Source organism: Devosia honganensis, from assembly GCF_042648785.1.
Classification (GTDB): Bacteria; Pseudomonadota; Alphaproteobacteria; order Rhizobiales; family Devosiaceae; genus Devosia; species Devosia honganensis.
This window is the reverse complement of the sequence record NZ_JBHRYD010000005.1, coordinates 392,203-410,346: the sequence shown is the minus strand read 5'-3', so window position 1 is coordinate 410,346 and position 18,144 is coordinate 392,203. Positions and strand designations below refer to the sequence as shown.

The following is an 18,144-nucleotide window of genomic DNA, read 5'->3' as shown; positions in this document are numbered from 1 at the left end:
CGTTCAAAACGAAGTAGAATCAATGTCATGCACGTAGTCCAGAAAATTTAACCGGACAGCAGTGGGATGTACCCGAGGGCGCTCCAGCATTCGAATGGAAAAAATGCCTAGGCCGCGAAATACTGGACTGCTTACGTGAACACCGACATCAACGCGACATTGGCGCAATGGCGCGGAAACCTAATGGCCAGCATACCGATTGCAGGCCTCATCTCCCGAAATCCGATCGCGTATAAATGGAAAGCGCCTTTCCGTGCTTGGATGTTGCGAGAGTCGGTCGCATGGCGGCTGCTCGATTTGTTGACCCAGTCGCACGCTCTGCACAAACAAGACCATATCCTTGGTGCTCGTATTCTGCTTCGAAGCGCGTTCGAGACGCTGGCCACGCTAATCTATCTGAATCAAATCATGAGACAGGTGCTCGATAGCGCCCTCGATTTCAACGCTTTCGGCGACAAGACATCAGTGCTGCTTCTCGGGTCCCGAAACAATCCAGATGGCCTAAAGTCGATGAATATTATGACGGTTCTAGAGAAATGCGCCAAAGAGTACCCTGGTCTGGTGACGCTTTATGCGAATTTGTCGGAAAGCTCACATCCGAGTTATGAGGGCCTGCTGCGTGGCTACTCCAAGATAGGCCATGACGAGTACGAGACGCATTTCTCGAACCGATGGACCGAGCGCTATGGTCATCGCAGTGCCGAGCAGATCACGCTGTGCATGGAAACCTTTCTCCATGAGTACAACACGGTTTGGCCAGCCTTGATGACGAAGCTTGAGGAGTGGATCGAAATGAATGACGAGCGACTAGAAGCAACAAATATGGACACTGCGGTAGCGCTAGAAGAGTTCCCACTACCCTCTGATATGAGAGCCAGAGAGAATTACGACGTCTTTCCTGCTGAGAAAGAAGCTGATCCTCTGGTCTTGTTCCATGCCACGCCGTTGAAGAATTTGATATCCATCCAGACGCAAGGATTTCGTCGTGGCACTGACGTCGGAGGAAAACTAGAAAGCGTCTCGTATGCAACTCACAGCGCGGTCTCTTTGGACCACTGGATCAGTCATAGGCAGCCCGGCGTAGATGGGGCCATCATTATGGTGAAGTTCAACAGCTTGGAGGGATTGGACGTCAAGATTGACACTGTTTATGACCGCAAGGCGGTGCCAACCCAACCCACCATTTTGGGGTACGTGGTCGTACCGGCATCTTACGTTCATTCCTAGATTTTCTAAAGACACCGATCTCATCGTCGCTGAGGGCGAGTTCGTCATGCATATGCGCAGGGCAATGTCCGGACTAGGCGTCCGATCACCGAAGCGCGGTACATATTGCGGTCATCTTACCCCCTGAAGCTGCACCCGAAGGCGGACGCAAGTTCAAGAGACCTAGCATCTGGTCATCAAGGCCTGCATGTCCGTGACTGAGTCGCTCTGACACAGGCAAATCAATGGGCCACATAGCCCAATCCTCCTAATTCTGTCGTCACTACTCTCCACGGCCACATCTGCCCGCGATATCTTCGCCGTGCCGACGCCATCTGGCGAAATCACCGTGGAGCGTTTCGATGAACCGAAGAGCAACAACGCCGGGCTGAGCTTGGCGATCTAGCCTCGTTTCGAATTGTTGGTTTGAAGGACGAACACACGAGCTACATGGCCCGACATCGTGAAATTGCCCGCAGAAGGTGGGCGTAGATCGCATCACAGAATTCAGTGCCGCCAAAGTAGCGGAGCTAAACTTGCATGGCGTCCCGAGATGACCGGTTACAGAAATGAGCCGCATCCACTTTGAATTTCTCGACCGCAGAAATGACCATGTCGTCGGGCAGGCCAAGCGGGGTAATGCTCACGAGAACAGATGTATCCATATTGGGCGCGATCAAGTTCCAGTGCAATCGAACCACGTACGATGGCACCGAAACGTCTGTGGCCATATGAAGAACCCCAAGTGCAGTTGGCCTGAAGCTTTGAAGGTTCAGAAAGAAAACCCCAGACGAGGAGGCGTCGCTTAGGCCCATTGATGCGTGGAAGCACCAGTCGTCCAAGTTATAGAAAAAGTCATTTACCAACTGTCCGGCTGGGCCATAGCATCTCAGCCATCCGAATTTCAAATCATTTAGCCACGGCGCTGCCGTTGGCGACATAAACAATGACGGCACAATGGACGTCGTGCTGACGGACCTTCAGGGCCGCCTCAATTGCCTCATGAATGATGGAACTGGCCGAATGAGCAAACGAAGCTGCGGTGATACCTTCGCCTTCGGGATCGAGCTAGGCGATATTGACGGCGACGGGCACCTAGATGTCGTTTATGGCGCACATGAATACGAAGGTAGCCCAACAGGTGTAGCGCTCAATGATGGCACAGGCATCTTTCGGAAGTCGTGGACGCTCCCTAGCATCAATGGCTGGGGCACGGTGCCAGAAGTCGCGGTTTGGGACCTCAATGAGGACGGTAAGCTCGACATTGTGCTCTCGCGCGCTGGGGTCTTGTACGCAGGGACCGCAATAGAGGTGCTGGAGAACTTGGGGGAAGGGAGATTCCGCTCTCAGTTTTTCCCACTTGTAGAGCCTCCTGCTGGATATGACGCGACCGCCGAAGCCAACGAGTGGAACAACTTTGTGCATTCGATTCGGTTTTCAGATGTCGATCTGGATGGTCACACCGACATCCTGCTTATCGCCAATGGCCGGGGACCACATGCGGCCGAGATTCACGGCAGTATTTTACGCAATTCCGGAAATATGACGTTTGAGCACGTCCGAAATCGGACTGCAGGAAATCCCGTTAAAGTCATCGAAGAGTCGCGGTTTCTAGACGATCCGAAGCTCATTCTATCGCGTCTGGAACCCGCTCAGGGCGCCCCCACAGTCACTTCTGCTTCTCGTGCCTTTCAGTCCGCAATCAAGGGGCTGGAGGTGCCAGATAGCGACATGGCCTCATACGTTGATATTCCTGATCCTATCCAACTTCCAGAGTCTGGAGCTGCAATCGTTGGGGTCAAGGATTTTCAGATGAGTCAGGGCAGGGGCTCGTTCGGGCTCTTGATAAGCTGGGGTGGGGAATTGCTGCCCATAGAGGTTTGCGTCGAAAGCTATCTGGCCAACAAGTTCACTGCATACCGAGTGCGCTTTTCCGAGAGTGGATTTGGAGGCGTGTCGGCGTTCAATGAAGTGGGCACACATTCTTGCATGGGGCAGCCCGGATATGCCGGTGATTGGGAGTTAGCCCCTGAGGGCGAGAGGATGGGCATTCGCGCTCTGCTGAGGGATATATCAACACATGGAAAGTCAATTATCGTGGGACTTCCGGAGTTATCTGATCAAGAAAAGATTGGTGTTATATCTGATATATATTGATTTAGATAGTATCTTCTTCTGGCGTTCAATATTGTTATATTTCGTCTACCAAATTGTAGACTCATTTTGATCGATTTTGCTGATTAAGAATTTTGGACAATATATCAGCTTCAGCGGATTTTCATCCACTGCTGATCGTTTTGTACAATCTGAGTTAAGCGGCCTCTTAGGTGGTTAGCGGCAAATTTCGCGCCTGAAAAACCTGAACGACTGTGAAGGAGACAAGGGCGCCTGTTCGGCGCCCTGTATTTATGTCAGATCGGGAAATAACTGTTTTGATAATCGAATTTTGCGGAGTGTTTCCAGTCGACCGCGCTTAATTCCTTCGTCATGTATTCGACATAAGGGCCTGTGCGGGGCTCGGCAAAAACAAGGCGATCTGAGAAGCTCCCTCGACTGAAGCTGCCGAGGTGTTTGTGCCACTTCGACGTAATCAACTCGATAGCCTGCTCTTCGCGGAGGTTGCTGGACTGCGTGGAGATGACTCCATGGGCATGCCAACCGACTCCGTCGGTGTGCTCCAAAACGATCGCGCGGGGCAGTCTGACCCTCTTTCGCCGGTAGGCTGATTTGAATACCGAGGCGTCCAGAGTGTTGAAGTATTTTCGCAAACAACTCGAAAACGCGACATGGTCATTCGCGCGATAGGCGGCCTTATACGACATCGGCAGGTGCCACGACGCGGCAATGTCGAAATCGTATGGTTGATTGCTGATCCAGTTTACGTGCTGCTGGCGCAGCTTTTTGTCCGCTTCAGTAGCCATTGGCCTTCGCCCAACGCAGTCGTTCGTCTGCGTCGTATGTCTTGCATGGGCCTGCGGGGCCAAAAGTGCCTTTCAAAGGCCGGAGACGACGCGCCTTGTGCCCGCCGTACTTGTTGTTTGCAGTTGCTTTTTCATAGAACCGTATTTTATCTAGATGTATATTTCGATTTGATTTCATAGACCTTTCGTTAGTTGTGATAGAATTTTACAGATATAAGACTGTGTTCGCAATATTTATAGAATTGATTGGTAGAATGCGCTGCCGGTGCGAGTTTTATTGGGGTGCGTGCCAAGGGCCGAGTGCCTAAGGGGTCTGCTTCCCCTTGGGAGGGCTATAATTCGGAAGCCCTTCAAGCCAAGCATTTGCTGCTTCAGCGGTGATGATGGTATTTCGGCCGCGCTTTAAAGCGGTGAGGCGACCACGTGCAATCTCACGATAGGCCTCAGACCTGCTGCATGGAAACTGGCGGCAGAACTGGGAAAGGGTGTAGGCAAATTTCTGGTGCATTTGACGGGCTCCTGTTTCGGTGCCCTAACCTCGTGCTTGAGGGGCCAAACTGCAGCCGATAATGGCCGATAATGGGTAGTAATTATTTATAGGCCTTTGTCTTTCAAAAATTCCGCCACCTTGGTTTTCAATACAGATTCGCTAGGGTGTTGCCCCCATTCGTCGACGCACCACTGAGCCATGATCTTGATCAGATCAGCTGGCCTTGAAAACTCGGGATCATGCTTAACAAAACTCCCGTGCTCGTCCCAAACAGATTGGCACTGGGAATGAAAGGACGGCCAATCGTATTTTGGAGGGCGGCCTCGCGTCCAGGGCTTGGTCTCCAAGGGAGGAAAAACCCTCTGCAGCGCCATCGCATCTAATCTGACGAGACGATAGAGATCGCCAGCGAAGAAGGTTCCAACGTTGGAGCTGCCTCTGGGTCTCAACACCTCAAACTGGATAGGCAACACTTGAGTAAATTCTGCCTCATTGGGTTTGATGCCCCAAGCTGAGATACTTCCGTTTTGAAGGGCTGCCCAAAGTTCAAGATAGTCTTCTTGAGGTCGCCTAATCCAATGAGCGATGAAGCCATCCTCTGCCCTTTGTGACACCTCGTCTCGCACAAAGTTAGTTTCGTATTCCCTCCAGACGGTCGCATTGGCGTCGATGATTGATCTTGCCTCTTGAGTTCTGAAAGCTCTTCTGGCCCCCTCGCCGACATCCAGAGAGTTCCAACTGTCAGCAACAGACTCATAAGAGCGCGCAGCAACCCAAGCTTCAGCTGCCGACAAGGGCCACCTAGCTTGCTCACGGGGGTTATTGGGCAACAATGTTGGTCTTCTTCTCTATGGCCGCAGGAGTGAGGCTCGGATTGGAGACATCCGTAGAAGGCGCCTCTGAGACGCAATAGCGAGCCCAATCGTCCATTAGTTCCCGCCGTTTCTCAAGGGCATCTCCCCTGCGATAAGCTCGGGAGGTTGCGTCACCCACAAGATGAGCTAGCGCGGCCTCAGCGACAGCCTCCGTGTGCTCGGTCTTCTCTCCAACCCAATCTCGGAAGGTGCTTCGCATTCCATGAACCGTATATTCTTCGCCAGCATCCAAGCTCTTCAGTGCCTTGGTCATTGTCATGTTGGAGACCGGGGTATTGGGCTTCATGCCGGGAAAAATGAACTCGGATTGTTTGATTTCATGGCGAGCTCTCAAGACTTCACGCGCCGCATATGACAGCGGCACCCGATGCTCGCGCTTCATCTTCATGCGGTCAGCCGGAATGGTCCAGATGGCCTTCTCTAGGTCTATCTCTGACCAGCGCGCTCTGATCGCTTCCGACGTCCGAACGGACGTGAGTATCGTGAACTGCAATGCATGAGCGCCCACCGTTTCCTGCCGAGTTAACTCAGCAAAGAATTTCGGCAGATTCTCGAAGGGCATTGCGGCATGATGGCCCTTTCCCAACCTGTTGCGGGGTGGAAAGAGATTCTCCAAGTGCCCGCGCCATCGCGCTGGATTGTCTCCGGTTCGGTGACCTGCGCTTGTTGCATAGTCTAGAACGCGTTCAATTCGACCGCGCAGCCTAGATGCTGTCTCTGGAATTTCTACCCAGATTGGTTTGAGCACCGACTCTAGATCAGAGGTGTCGATCTGATCGATTGGCTTGTCGCGGATGGAGAGGCAATAGCCGGTGTTGAGCAGGTCCCCTTGTTCGTTGCGTTGAATTGACAGTGTCATTTTCCACTGGGCCACGTGCTTGCTGTTTCTCAGAGTGACCTCACGAGTTTTGACAAACGCTTCGGCTTCGACCCCGAAAGTGCGAGTAGATGCGCCAGCGGCGGAGATTGATGTGGCTCGTTTCAGTTCGCGATCCAGAATTGGATCGATACCTTTGGCAATCAACCGGCGCGCCTCGATGGTTGCATCTCGTGCCTCAGAAAGACTAACCCCGGGATATGATCCTAGGCCCATCTGCCGCCGTCGATTGTGCATACTGAAGATCAGCGTCCAGCTTTTAGCGCCCTTAGGTGATTGGCGAAGATACAGGCCGTCGCGATCCGCGTGTAGGCCGGGTTTAAGGTTCGGCGATTTCACGACTGCCGCCGTCAGTCCTCTAGATGCCACCCCAGTAACCCTCAATTTTACCCTAAAGAATCTTTGGTATACTGAGAAGCGAGCTGGCACAACGAAATTCAAAAAACGTATTTAAATCAGATATATAGATTGAATATATAAGGGTGCCCGGGGTCGCTGTGGTACATAAGTTAGGCGGACTTCCTCTCCGCCATTTTAAGCTGATTGGATATTCGTCGCTTTCGGTGGATTTGCATCCAGGGCGATCACGCATCTTACCGCCCATCGTGGCGGCTAGCGCTTTCAGATCAGGCACCTTTGCGCCTCTGAAATCCTCTTTCAGCGTCAATGTCGCGCTCTTTCAAACATAAGCTTGCGCCCTGTCATGCATTCGCATGGCAGCCACTCTCACCTCCGTTGACAATCTCAAATATCGAATATATTTGATATTTGAGTGCAGCGCGGCTTGGTGCTGCCTGAAGGAGCGGCCGCCATTGTCGTGGGCTTTTCAGGACTGATATGTATTCCCTAGATTTCACCGTCATCGCCGCGCGCATGCCCGAGCTGTTGTGGGGAGCAGCAGGAACGCTTCTGCTGGCGATATGTGGAATGGCGCTCGCCCTGGTGATTGGGGTCGGCGGCGTGGTTCTGCGTCAGAGCCGCAGTTCCATGCTCTCCACGCCCGTAAAGGTGTTCGTGGAGGTCATCCGCAACACTCCTTTCCTCGTGCAGATTTTCTTCCTGTTTTTTGCCCTGCCCTATCTGGGGCTCCGGCTCAATCCAACCGTCACCGCGATCATCGCCCTGGCCATCAATGGCGGCGCCTATGCCATCGAGATCATCCGCGGCGGGGTGGAATCGGTCGGTCAGGGCCAAAGGGAAGCCGGCAGCGCGCTCGGCCTGACCAATGGCCAGGTGTTCCGCTACATCGTGCTCAAGCCGGCGATGCGCGCGATCTATCCGGCGCTGACGGCGCAATTCATCATGCTGACGTTGACGACCAGCGTCTGCTCGTCGATCGCCGCGTTCGAGCTTACCTCGGTTGCCGGGCGCATCGAGGCGGAAACCTTCCGCAGCTTCGAAGTCTATTTTGCCATCACCTTCATCTACCTCCTCATTTCGTGGGTCGTCATGCTGATCCTCAAATATGCCGGCGGCAAATTCCTGTTCTATCCGGCCAAGTAAGGAATCTCACGATGGGAAATCTTGAATTCCTTTTTCTGCTCAAAGGCCTGCAGTGGACGGTGTTGCTCACCCTCATCAGCTTTGTGGGTGGTTCCATCATCGGGCTGCTGGTCGCTCTCGCGCGGACTTCCGAGAACAAAATTCTCGTCCAGCTGACGGCAGGCTACACGGCGCTGTTCCAGGGGACACCGCTGCTGATGCAGCTCTTCGTGGTCTATTACGGCCTGGCGCTGCTGCAGCTCAATATCGAGCCATGGATCGCCGTGAGCATCGCCTATACCGCTCATGCCAGCGCCTTCCTGGGCGATATCTGGCGCGGCGGCATCGAGGCCTTGCCCAAGGGGCAGTCCGAGGCAGCGAACGCGCTTGGTATTTCCTATCTGACGCGCATGCGCCATGTGATCCTGCCTCAGGCTCTCAAGGTCTCGTTGCCCGCCACCGTCGGCTTCATGGTGCAACTGCTCAAAGGCACCTCGCTCGCGGCCATCGTGGGTTTCGTCGAGCTGACCCGGGCGGGGCAGATAGTTTCCAACCAGATTTTCCAGCCGATGCTCGTCTTCGGCGTGGTCGGACTTTTCTATTTTGTTCTGTGCTGGCCGCTGTCGCTCTACGGCAGTCGGCTGGAACAAAAAATGGCGCTGGCAACGCGCTGATCGGCTTTCATACCTGCCGATGCCACTTTTCTTAAATGGAGGATATCATGAATATACTGATCAAAGCGGCCGCAATCGCCGGCATGGCGAGCCTTGCGTTTTCCGCTTCTGCCGCGGCGCAAACGCTTGAGACCGTAAAAGAGCGCGGCAAGATCATTGTCGGCATCCAGGGCGACAACCCGCCCTACGGGTTCCTCGACTCCCAGGGCCAGAATGACGGCTATGACGCCGAAGTCGCCCGCCTCGTCGGCGAATATGTCGGCGTTCCGGTCGAATTCCAGATCGTGACCAATCAGAACCGGATTGCCGCGCTGCAGACCAGCCGCGTCGACGTAATTTTTGCGACCCTGTCGATGACCGCAGAGCGCGCGGAAGCGCTGCAATACACCCAGCCCTATGCGGAGCAGCCCTTTTACGTCCTGGCGCCGGTGGACATGGAAATCAACGGGGTCGAAGACTTGGCCGGCAAGCGCATCGGTGTGCCGCGCGGCGCGATCATGGATTTGCAACTGACGGCCCTGGCGACCGAATCCGAAATCCTGCGGTTCGACGATGACTCGTCCAACGTTCAGGCGCTGCTGTCGGGTCAGGTCGATGCCATTGGCGGCAGCATGTTCTATGAGGACCGTCTCAACGCCCAGGCCGAAGGCAAGTTCGAGAACAAGTTCTCGACCGGCTCGCTCTATGTCGGCGCCGGCACGCGCCTCAACGACCACGAATGGACCAAGACCATCAACGCGGCCTTCGATGAAGCCACTGCAAACGGCAAGCTCGGCGAGCTCTACCAGAAGTGGTTCTCGATGGAACTTCCGAAAATGACCACCCCTGTCGAGGGTGTCAACTGGACGCTCGAATAGGCTTGGCCGGCTAAGCCACTCGCGGAGGCGCCGGTGCCTACCGGCGCCTCCGAAACGGAAAACCAGGACTCTGTCATGCAGCCAGTTTCTTCTCCCGATACTGCCAATAGCGCTCCCTTCATCGAGATGAAGGAGGTCAGCAAATGGTATGGGCCCTTTCACGCGCTCAAGAGTGTCAACTTGACGGTAAACAAGGGCGAACGCATCGTAGTCTGCGGCCCCTCCGGCTCAGGAAAGTCGACGCTCATCCGGTGCATCAACCGGCTCGAGGCCTTTGAAAAGGGCACGATCGTCGTCGATGGCGCGGAACTGAACGAAAGCGGCGGCGCCATCGCTTCCGTCCGCCGCGAAGTGGGCATGGTTTTCCAGAGCTTCAACCTGTTCCCGCATCTGACGGTTCTGCAGAACTGTACCCTGGCGCCCATCAAAGTCCGCGGCTTTTCCCGCGATGACGCGGAAAAGATGGCGATGAGATATCTGGAGCGCGTCCATATCGGCGAGCAGGCATTGAAATATCCCGCCCATTTGTCGGGGGGCCAGCAACAGCGGGTGGCCATCGCACGGGCGCTGTGCATGGAGCCAAAAATCATGCTGTTCGACGAGCCGACCAGCGCGCTTGATCCGGAAATGGTCAAGGAAGTGCTCGACACCATGATCTCGCTCGCCGGCGACGGCATGACGATGATCTGCGTCACCCACGAAATGGGCTTTGCGCGCCAAGTGGCCGACCGCGTGGTCTTCATGGCCGATGGCGAAATTCTGGAGGAAGCGACGCCGGACGAATTCTTCCGCAATCCCAAGCATCCCCGTGCCAAGGCTTTCCTCGGCGAAATTCTTGCCCATCAGTGAGCCCTAACGCCATGACCGACACCCTGAAATCCATTCCGATCCTTGTTCCTGGCGCCATCAACCCGGTCACGCTCGACCGTCTGCGCGCCGTCTTCGACGTCACCTATGTCGAGGAAGGCTTCGGGGCTGTATCGGACGCGCTTGCCAGCCGCGTGCGGGGCATTGCGGCGATCATTCCCATGAGTGCCGCCGATATCGACCGCTTCCCCAAGCTGGAGATTATCGCCCATTTCGGCGTCGGCTATGACAGTGTCGATGCCCGACACGCCGCGTCGCGCGGCATCATGGTCACCAATACCCCTGAAGTCCTCAATGAGGATGTCGCCGACATCGCGGTCGCGCTGCTGCTCAATGCCATTCGGCAATTGCCGCTAGCCGAGCAATGGCTCCGGGACGGCAAGTGGGCCAGCAAGGGCCCCTTCCCGCTTACCCCGCTGACGCTGCGCGAACGGCGCGTCGGCATTTATGGCCTCGGGCGGGTCGGGCGCGCGGTGGCGCGGCGCCTCGAAGCGTTCGGGCTCGACATCGCTTATCACAATCGCAGCGCGGTCGATGGGGTCCCCTACCAGTACTATCCGACCCTGATCGGCCTGGCCGAGGCGGTGGATACTCTCATTTCGGTCACCCCCAGCACCCCGGAGACGGCCAAGTCGGTGGATGCGAAAGTGCTCGCCGCCCTCGGCCCCAAGGGCGTTTTCGTCAATATCGGCCGCGGCGCCACCGTCGATCAGGACGCCCTGATCGAGGCCCTGCGTGACGGCACCATCGCGGCAGCAGGTCTCGATGTTTTCGCCAACGAACCGCATGTTCCCCAGAGCCTGCTCGATCTGCCCAATGCCACGATCGTTCCGCATGTTGGCTCGGCCACGGAATATACGCGCGCCGCGATGGCGACCCTATGTGCCGAAAATGTCATTGCCTGGTTTACGGAGGGCTGGCCAAAAACGCCGGTTCCAGAGACCCTTGGCGTGGAACGTCCGAGAACGAACTAGGGATTGGAGGAGGGCATTGGCTGAAGTGTGTTGCCGGCTATCCTCTTCTCAGCAATCGGGGACGCACCCTGGGATGGACGAAGCATGGGGATGGCAATGGATGACGCGGTAATTTCTTACCCTGGAAGACCTTTGGCAAAAAGCCAGGGGCTCAGCGAGCATGTCTATCAAGCGCTGTTGCAGATGCTCGTGCAGGGCCTGCTGAAGCGCGGCACCGTCTTGCGCATCGACCTGCTCGCCAAGACCCTAGACGTCTCGCCCACGCCGGTGCGCGAAGCCCTGGCCCGTCTGGCCACCACGGGCCTCGTACTCCATGAGCCCCGCAAGGGCTATACGATCGCCCCGCCGATCGACAGCAGGCAACTTGCGGAACTGATGGATGCGCGCCGCCTCATCGAAGTGGCCGCAATCGGCCGCGCATGCACAAATGGCGGCCCGGCCTTCGTCCGCTCCCTCGAAAAGGCCCTCGATGTGCAGCGTGACGCGGTCTCTGCCTATCAGGCACAGGCAAGGGCCGACGATCCTGAACTGGCCTGGGCAGTGATGCTGGCGGATTTGAAGTTCCACCAGACCATATTCGACCATACGGGCAATCGCTTCATAGGGGTGATGGCCCAGGCGCTTTCAGCGCAATTGCATCGTATCCGCCAATCCGCCCAGGCCGGAATTTCCGACGATCGCAATGCGATTGAGGAGCATGAGGTGATCCTGGCAGCCGTTCGTCAGGGCGACCGCGAGGCGGCCGAGCAGGCCATGAAAAATCACATCGACAACGTCGAAACCCGGTCCGAGCTCGATCTGACCGAAGACCATCCGAATTAGCTGCTCCAACTCCCGAAAGAAAAATGACCACCGTTTACCCTGCAGAAAAAACCGCCATCATCACCGGCGCCGGATCACCGCGCGGCATAGGCCGTGATCTGGCCATTCGGCTTGCCGGAAAAGGCTGGCATCTGGGCCTTGTCGATCGGGACGCTGCCCTGGCAACCGAGCTTGCGGAAACCTTCAGGCAGGAGCACGGTATAAAGGCCGTCGCCGTCGAGACTGATATCTCCGACCCCGCCGCTGTCGATCATGCCGGTTCGATCTTCGAAGCTGAATTGCCGCCGGTGCTCGCCGTGGTCAACATTGCCGGGATCAGCGATCCGACCCCCTTCATGCAGACCGACATTGCCCGCTGGGAGCGGGTGCTCAAGGTCAACGCCACCGGTACGTTCAATGTCACCAAGCGCTTCGTTGCCGGCATGGTGGAGCGCAAAATCGGCCGCATCGTCAGCCTGTCCTCCACGGCCGCGCAGAGCGGGGGCGGCACCTTCAGCACGGCAGCCTATGCCGCCTCCAAGGCCGCCATCGAAGGCATGACCCGCGGCCTGGCGCTGGAGATCGCCAATACCGGCGTCACCGCCAACGCCATCGCCCCGGCGATCATCGATACCGATATCATGGGGGGCACCATCACCCCCGACCGCCTGGACTATTTCACCAGCCGGCTGCCGGTGGGTCGCCTGGGCCGTGTCGACGAGGTGTCCGCGCTGATCGAATTCCTGATCGGGCCGGATGCCGGATACATCACCGGCGCCACCCTCAACATCAATGGCGGTGCGAGGATCGGCTGATGCTTGAAACCAGGACCATCGACATTTTCAATCCGCACGGCACCGACCCGGCCGGCATCGACCGCTGGGAGGCCGCCCGGGTGCTCTCGGCCATCGACCTGCCTCTGCAATTGCCTCATACCCCGGAAGACTGGCCGATTGCCGCCGCCATGCTGCAATTTCCCGGCCAGACCGCCCAGGGCATTTCCCTGCGCGAAGCAGGCCCCGAAAAATGGTTCCGGGATCTGAGCATCATCGCCGCGGAAGGGTTCAACTCGGTCGAAATCCCGAGTGCCTGGCTTCCGATCGGCGAGATGGATGCGAGCGAGCACGCAGAGATGAAGGCCGTCCTCAAGGATGTGGGCCTGTCGGTCTGCGCCACCTCGGTGGTGCGCCGCAGCATTATCGAAAAGGGCCGGGAAGAGGAAAATCTGGCCCTTACGCACGCGGCCATCGACGCGACGGCGGCCATCGGTTCGCCCCTGATCTGCCTGGGCTTGCATGAGGCGCTCCAGCCCCAGCAATTGGACGTCACCTGGTTCTGGACCATGCCGACCCACCACAATCCCAATGACAGGGCAAAGTGGGACCAGGCGGTCGCCGGTTATCAGGAGCTGGCCGATCACGCCCGGGATGTCGGCGTCGAGATTTCGCTGGAGCTTTACGAGGGCACCTATCTCTGCTCAGCCGACAGCGCCGTGGCCTTTCTGGGCGATATCGACCGGGACAATGTCGGGCTGAACCCCGACCTGGGCAATCTGGTGCGCGCCCAGAACCCGATCGAGCCCTGGGAATCCATGGCGATCAAGACCTTCCCTCATGCCAATTACTGGCATGTGAAGAATTACAGCCGGGTCGAGTTGCCGCAGTCGGACCTTTACCTCACCACCCCCTCGCCCATGGCCAGCGGGCTGATCGATTACCGCAAGGCCATCGCCTTTGCCGTCGCCCATGGCTTCAAGGGCGCGTTCCTGTGCGAGAATTACGGTGGCGACGGCTTGTCGGTCTCGGCCGAGAACCGCCGCTATATCCAGCGTCTCCTCAGGAGTATTTCTCTGGATGCGCAGCGGTCCCAGAGCGAAGCGAGGTCCAAGTGATCTTCGCCAATTGGGAAGACGCACGGGAAGGCGCGCGCCGGCGCCTTCCCAAGATTTTCTTCGACTTCATCGATGGCGCCGCCTTCAGCGAGTCCACGGCGCGGGCCAATCTTGAAGACTTCGAAAAATGGGTGTTCGAGCAGCGCGTCCTGGTGGACGTCGCCGACCGGCAGCTTTCGACCCATTATCTGGGCGCGGACCGGCCCCTACCGATGATCCTCGGCCCGGTCGGCTTTGCCGGCTTTTTCGCGCCCAATGCCGAAATCAAGGCGGCGCGGGCTGCCCATGCCGCCGGCATTCCCTTCTGCCTCTCCAATTTCGGCATCGTCGCCATGGAAAAGCTGCGGGATGCGACGCAGGGCCCGCTCTGGTTCCAGCTCTATGTGCTCAAGGACAGGGAGCTTTCCGACAAGCTGCTGAAGCGCGCCGAAGCCATCCAGGCCGAGGCCCTGGTCATCACCGTCGACAGCCAGGTCAAGAGCGTGCGCGAAAAGGATACCCGCAACGGGTTCCGCACCCTGACCAAGGTTACGCCGGGCCTGGCCATGCGCCTCATGCGCAAGCCGCGCTGGGTGGCGGGCGCGCTGACTGCCGGTCCGATCCGCATCAACAATCTGGCCGAATACCCCCAATACGGATCGAGCGCGCTGGAACAGGCGGTCAAGCTCGGCCATCTCATCGATGCCTCCATGACCTGGCGGGACATTGCCGCTTTCCGGGACCGCTGGAAGGGCAAGCTCATCATCAAGGGCATATTGAATGCCCAGGATGCGGCCGAATGCGCCAAGATCGGCGTGGATGCCCTGGTCGTGTCCAACCATGGCGGCCGCCAACTCGATGGCGCGCGCTCCTCGATCTCGGTGCTTCCCGAAGTCGTCTCCGAGGTTGGTGACAAGCTCGACGTGCTCTTCGATGGCGGCATCCGTCGGGGCGGGCATATCGTGAAGGCCCTGGCTCTGGGCGCCAAGGGTGTCCTTCTCGGCCGCAGCTATGCCTATGCCGTCGCTGCGGACGGCGAGCGCGGCGTCAGCCAGCTACTCGAATTGATGCGGGTGGAAATGGACGTTGCCCTGGGCCATATCGGTGTCAGCAATTTCCAGGAACTCTATGAGCGGCGCGACCGCGTCCTGCGCTTGCGGGACTAGCCAGTGGGCAGACGGCCGGGAGTGGGCCCAGGGTGAAAAGGCCCATGCTCCATTGCCCGTACGAGGGCGGAAGCCGGCGCGTTGACGATGCTGGCCATCAAAGTAGATTCGGGCCGGGGGAAACGGCCAACTGCACTCACCTAGCATGGCAGTAGGCACCGGTCGTTTCCCCTCGGCAGAAATCGCTCGCAGACCATAGCCAGTTGAATTTGTAATTTATTCCGGCAGGATCTCAAATCCTCGCCGCCAGCGGCGTTGTATTGCTGGATTTCCGCGCTAAAGATGGCCGGATGGCCGCTGCCGGTCCCGCCGGTAGAATTGGCCGTATCGAAACTTGCAACAAAATTTCAGGTAGGAAGCTCGGGCGCATTTTTGCTGCCGGATTTGGCGACGATGCGGCCGGTGCGGATGATGCGCAGGAGGCCCCGGATGAATCTCAATATCGATCAGCTCGCCCTGCTGTTGGCCGGTGGCCCTCGCGAGGACATAGTCATCCGCCTTGCCGCTGAGCATCCGGCGGATCTGGCTGCTGCACTGCGCATGCTCGAGCCAGCGCAGGCCTGGGGTGTGCTCAAGCAGGCGGAACGACGGCGCCAGGCAGAGGTGTTCGGTTATCTCGGACGGGAGTACCAGACACGACTGGCCACGGTCACGCCGCGCGCCGAACTGGCGGCAATCGTCATGGACATGCCTGCCGACGAGCGCGCCGATCTCTACAAGGAACTGTCCGACGAGCAGCGCGAGGCGCTGATGCCCGCCCTGGCCCAGGCCGAGCGCGAGGACATCCGCCAATTGGCTTCCTATGACGAAGGCACGGCGGGCGCCATCATGACCTCGGACTATGCCGCGCTGCCGCCGGACCTGACCGCCACCGAGGCACTGACCGTGCTGCGCCGCGAGGCGCCGGACAAGGAGACCATCTACCGCGCCTATGTCATCGACGCGGACAGGACGCTGCTCGGCTCCGTTCGCCTGCAGGATCTGATCACGGCGCCCGCGCAGGCCCGGGTTGCCGATGTCATGCAACGGAACACCCACGCAATCGGCGTGGAGGACGATGTCGAGGCGGCGGCACGCAAGATCGCGCGTTACGACGTGCTGGCGCTGCCCGTGGTGGATGCCGATGCCCGGCTTGTCGGCATCATCACGCATGACGATGCCCTCGACGTCATGGAAGCGGAAGCCACGGACGACTTCCACCGCGTCGGCACCATCACCAATCTCGAATCCAGCGTCGCCACCGCGACCATCCCCAAGCTCTACCGCGCCCGCATCGCCTGGCTGATGCTTCTGGTCTTCGGCAATATTTTCTCCGGAGCCGGCATAGCCCACTTCGAGGACACGATCGCCGCCCATCTGGCGCTGATGTTCTTCCTGCCGATCCTGATCGCCTCCGGAGGCAATGCAGGCTCGCAATCGGCCACCCTCATGGTGCGGGCGCTGGCGACCGGCGACATTGCCGTCTCCGACTGGGCGCGCGTATTGGGGCGCGAATTCGCCGTCGCCATCCTGCTCGGTCTCAGCATGGCCTGCGCCATCGCCGTCATCGGAGTATTCCGCGGCGGGCCCGAAATCGCGATGGTGATTTCGCTCTCGATGGTGCTGATCGTCATCGTGGGCAGTCTGATCGGCATGATGCTGCCTTTCGTGCTCAGCCGGTTCGGCCTGGACCCAGCGACGGCCAGCACTCCGTTGGTCACTTCGATTGCCGATGCAACCGGCGTGCTGATCTATTTTTCCATCGCCAGGGCCATTCTCGCGATGCCGTGAGGAACGCGATGCGTCATTCGGCCACGAGAGGGTGCTTTGTCCGTCAAGAATGCCTACCTTGCCAGGAGAGGCTGTAGGCCCATTCGATCGAAAAATTCAGGCGCTGCAAGATGATCCTCCAGCGCCGGTCAGAAAAGGATTGCTTATGCTGCACGTCGATATTCCGACCCGTCCCGAATTTTCCAAACTCTCGCGCCATCGCGCGGATGGCTGTGTGTCGATCTACCTCAAGACCACGCCCGTCACCCAGGAGGTCGGTGCATCCCGGATAGAAATGGGGAATCTGGTGCGCGAAGCGCAGAGGCAACTGGAAGAAATCGGCTTCGACAAGCGGCGCCTCGCTCCCCTGCTCGACCGGCTCAACGACCTGCTCGACGACGACGAGTTCTGGCGGTTCCAGGCCAACAGCCTAGCTGTCTTCGCCACACCCGACAATCTGCGAACCTATCGCCTGGCCAATGACCTCACTTCCACGGTGCAGGTCTCCGACCGGTTTCATCTCAAGCCGCTATTCCGCGCCATTACCTTTCCCCATTCCGCCTTCGTGCTGGCGCTCTCGGAAAATGCGGTGCGCCTGATGGAGATGCACGCCGATCTGCCGCCGGTGGTCATCAAGGTCCCGGATATGCCCAAGGATGCCGCTTCTTCGGTCGGTAAATCGACCCTCAACGACCGCACCTTCAGTGGCCGCATCCACGGCTCGGAAGGCCAGAACGTGCGGTTCGAGCAATATGTCCGCCAGGTGGATGCCGCCTTGCGTCCAATCCTGGCGGGACGCGAGACACCGCTGGTCCTGGCAGCCACCGGCCGGCTGGCCTCGGTGTTTGCGCAGATCAACTCCTATCCGCATCTGCTTTCAAGCACCATTGCCGACAGCCCCGACCGGCTTACCGAGGGCGAACTGGCCCAATTGGCCCGTCCGGTGCTCGATGAGGCCTACGCCGCCGAACTCGCGGATATCCGCGAGTTGTTCGACCGCCGCAGCGGCGAGCGGCGGACAACCACCGATATCTCCGACGCCGCCCGTGCGGCCACGTTCGGCGCCATCGACACGCTGCTGATCGACATCGATACGACCCAGCCCGGTTTCGTCGACGACGAGAGCGGCGCGGTCACCTTCGTCGAAAACGACGATGCCAAGGCCTACGGCATTGTCGACGAGATCGCCGCCCGGGCCTTCGCCAGCGGCGCCAGGGTGATGGGAGTGCGCCGCGAGGACATTCCAGGCGGCAAGGAACTGGCTGCCATCCTACGGTTCCCGCATTGAGGCCGTTCTGACCTTCCCAGGCGCGGGGCGGCCATTCCACAGGACCG

At 58.3% G+C, this 18,144-nt stretch carries 16 protein-coding genes; 13 read left to right on the top strand and 3 right to left on the bottom strand.

Annotated features, from left to right (window positions below; translation table 11 throughout):
- The first annotated feature begins 135 nt into the window (after positions 1 to 135).
- On the top strand, positions 136 to 1,227 hold the full coding sequence (locus ACFOOL_RS08875; RefSeq protein WP_380096587.1) for a hypothetical protein: 1,092 nt from the start codon (positions 136 to 138) through the stop codon (positions 1,225 to 1,227).
- A gap of 918 nt (positions 1,228 to 2,145) precedes the next feature.
- Positions 2,146 to 3,363 (top strand): FG-GAP repeat domain-containing protein, encoded by a 1,218-nt coding sequence (locus tag ACFOOL_RS08870; RefSeq protein ID WP_380096605.1) that lies wholly within the window; start codon positions 2,146 to 2,148, stop codon positions 3,361 to 3,363.
- Positions 3,364 to 3,617: 254 nt separating this feature from the next.
- Here the strand turns inward: ACFOOL_RS08870 and ACFOOL_RS08865 are convergent, their stop codons facing one another.
- The 3 genes from ACFOOL_RS08865 to ACFOOL_RS08855 all read right to left on the bottom strand — a co-directional run bounded on the left by ACFOOL_RS08865 (position 3,618) and on the right by ACFOOL_RS08855 (position 6,738).
- Positions 3,618 to 4,127 (bottom strand): hypothetical protein, encoded by a 510-nt coding sequence (locus ACFOOL_RS08865; protein ID WP_380096586.1) that lies wholly within the window; start codon positions 4,125 to 4,127, stop codon positions 3,618 to 3,620.
- A 594-nt stretch (positions 4,128 to 4,721) separates the two neighbouring features.
- Positions 4,722 to 5,411, bottom strand: a complete 690-nt coding sequence (locus ACFOOL_RS08860) for a hypothetical protein (protein ID WP_380096585.1) — start codon at positions 5,409 to 5,411, stop codon at positions 4,722 to 4,724.
- Positions 5,412 to 5,436: 25 nt separating this feature from the next.
- A complete protein-coding gene (locus tag ACFOOL_RS08855) occupies positions 5,437 to 6,738 on the bottom strand; it encodes a tyrosine-type recombinase/integrase (protein WP_380096584.1) in 1,302 nt (433 codons plus the stop codon).
- A gap of 468 nt (positions 6,739 to 7,206) precedes the next feature.
- Between ACFOOL_RS08855 and ACFOOL_RS08850 the strand changes: the two genes are divergently transcribed.
- The 11 genes from ACFOOL_RS08850 (at position 7,207) to ACFOOL_RS08800 (ending at position 18,097) form a co-directional block, all read left to right on the top strand.
- Complete coding sequence (locus tag ACFOOL_RS08850; RefSeq protein WP_380096583.1) at positions 7,207 to 7,872, top strand: amino acid ABC transporter permease; 666 nt, start codon at positions 7,207 to 7,209, stop codon at positions 7,870 to 7,872.
- Positions 7,873 to 7,883: 11 nt separating this feature from the next.
- Complete coding sequence (locus ACFOOL_RS08845; RefSeq protein ID WP_380096582.1) at positions 7,884 to 8,525, top strand: amino acid ABC transporter permease; 642 nt, start codon at positions 7,884 to 7,886, stop codon at positions 8,523 to 8,525.
- 47 nt (positions 8,526 to 8,572) lie between these two features.
- Positions 8,573 to 9,382 (top strand): transporter substrate-binding domain-containing protein, encoded by an 810-nt coding sequence (locus tag ACFOOL_RS08840; RefSeq protein WP_380096581.1) that lies wholly within the window; start codon positions 8,573 to 8,575, stop codon positions 9,380 to 9,382.
- A 75-nt stretch (positions 9,383 to 9,457) separates the two neighbouring features.
- Positions 9,458 to 10,231: an amino acid ABC transporter ATP-binding protein gene (locus ACFOOL_RS08835; protein ID WP_380096580.1), complete on the top strand. Its 774-nt coding sequence runs from the start codon at positions 9,458 to 9,460 to the stop codon at positions 10,229 to 10,231.
- A gap of 11 nt (positions 10,232 to 10,242) precedes the next feature.
- A complete protein-coding gene (locus tag ACFOOL_RS08830) occupies positions 10,243 to 11,223 on the top strand; it encodes a 2-hydroxyacid dehydrogenase (RefSeq protein WP_380096579.1) in 981 nt (326 codons plus the stop codon).
- 96 nt (positions 11,224 to 11,319) lie between these two features.
- Positions 11,320 to 12,045: a GntR family transcriptional regulator gene (locus ACFOOL_RS08825; protein ID WP_380096578.1), complete on the top strand. Its 726-nt coding sequence runs from the start codon at positions 11,320 to 11,322 to the stop codon at positions 12,043 to 12,045.
- Positions 12,046 to 12,068: 23 nt separating this feature from the next.
- The gene (locus ACFOOL_RS08820) at positions 12,069 to 12,839 is read left to right on the top strand and encodes an SDR family NAD(P)-dependent oxidoreductase (protein WP_380096577.1); all 771 of its coding nucleotides are present in this window, start codon (positions 12,069 to 12,071) and stop codon (positions 12,837 to 12,839) included.
- Positions 12,839 to 13,915 (top strand): sugar phosphate isomerase/epimerase family protein, encoded by a 1,077-nt coding sequence (locus ACFOOL_RS08815; protein ID WP_380096576.1) that lies wholly within the window; start codon positions 12,839 to 12,841, stop codon positions 13,913 to 13,915. Before ACFOOL_RS08820 ends, ACFOOL_RS08815 begins: the two co-directional genes overlap by 1 nt.
- On the top strand, positions 13,912 to 15,060 hold the full coding sequence (locus ACFOOL_RS08810; protein ID WP_380096575.1) for an alpha-hydroxy acid oxidase: 1,149 nt from the start codon (positions 13,912 to 13,914) through the stop codon (positions 15,058 to 15,060). Before ACFOOL_RS08815 ends, ACFOOL_RS08810 begins: the two co-directional genes overlap by 4 nt.
- A 429-nt stretch (positions 15,061 to 15,489) precedes the next feature.
- Positions 15,490 to 16,830 (top strand): magnesium transporter, encoded by a 1,341-nt coding sequence (mgtE, locus tag ACFOOL_RS08805; protein WP_380096574.1) that lies wholly within the window; start codon positions 15,490 to 15,492, stop codon positions 16,828 to 16,830.
- A 145-nt stretch (positions 16,831 to 16,975) separates the two neighbouring features.
- A complete protein-coding gene (locus ACFOOL_RS08800) occupies positions 16,976 to 18,097 on the top strand; it encodes a baeRF11 domain-containing protein (protein WP_380096573.1) in 1,122 nt (373 codons plus the stop codon).
- Positions 18,098 to 18,144 lie beyond the last annotated feature (47 nt).

Excerpts from the sequence above, each read along its gene's own strand:
- ACFOOL_RS08840 (WP_380096581.1), top strand. The coding sequence starts at position 8,573 with ATGAATATACTGATCAAAGCGGCCGCAATCGCCGGCATGGCGAGCCTT.
- ACFOOL_RS08815 (WP_380096576.1), top strand. The coding sequence starts at position 12,839 with ATGCTTGAAACCAGGACCATCGACATTTTCAATCCGCACGGCACCGAC.
- ACFOOL_RS08820 (WP_380096577.1), top strand. The coding sequence starts at position 12,069 with ATGACCACCGTTTACCCTGCAGAAAAAACCGCCATCATCACCGGCGCC.
- ACFOOL_RS08835 (WP_380096580.1), top strand. The coding sequence starts at position 9,458 with ATGCAGCCAGTTTCTTCTCCCGATACTGCCAATAGCGCTCCCTTCATC.
- mgtE (WP_380096574.1), top strand. The coding sequence starts at position 15,490 with ATGAATCTCAATATCGATCAGCTCGCCCTGCTGTTGGCCGGTGGCCCT.
- ACFOOL_RS08825 (WP_380096578.1), top strand. The coding sequence starts at position 11,320 with ATGGATGACGCGGTAATTTCTTACCCTGGAAGACCTTTGGCAAAAAGC.
- ACFOOL_RS08850 (WP_380096583.1), top strand. The coding sequence starts at position 7,207 with ATGTATTCCCTAGATTTCACCGTCATCGCCGCGCGCATGCCCGAGCTG.
- ACFOOL_RS08800 (WP_380096573.1), top strand. The coding sequence starts at position 16,976 with ATGCTGCACGTCGATATTCCGACCCGTCCCGAATTTTCCAAACTCTCG.
- ACFOOL_RS08830 (WP_380096579.1), top strand. The coding sequence starts at position 10,243 with ATGACCGACACCCTGAAATCCATTCCGATCCTTGTTCCTGGCGCCATC.
- ACFOOL_RS08865 (WP_380096586.1), bottom strand. The coding sequence starts at position 4,127 with ATGGCTACTGAAGCGGACAAAAAGCTGCGCCAGCAGCACGTAAACTGG.
- ACFOOL_RS08845 (WP_380096582.1), top strand. The coding sequence starts at position 7,884 with ATGGGAAATCTTGAATTCCTTTTTCTGCTCAAAGGCCTGCAGTGGACG.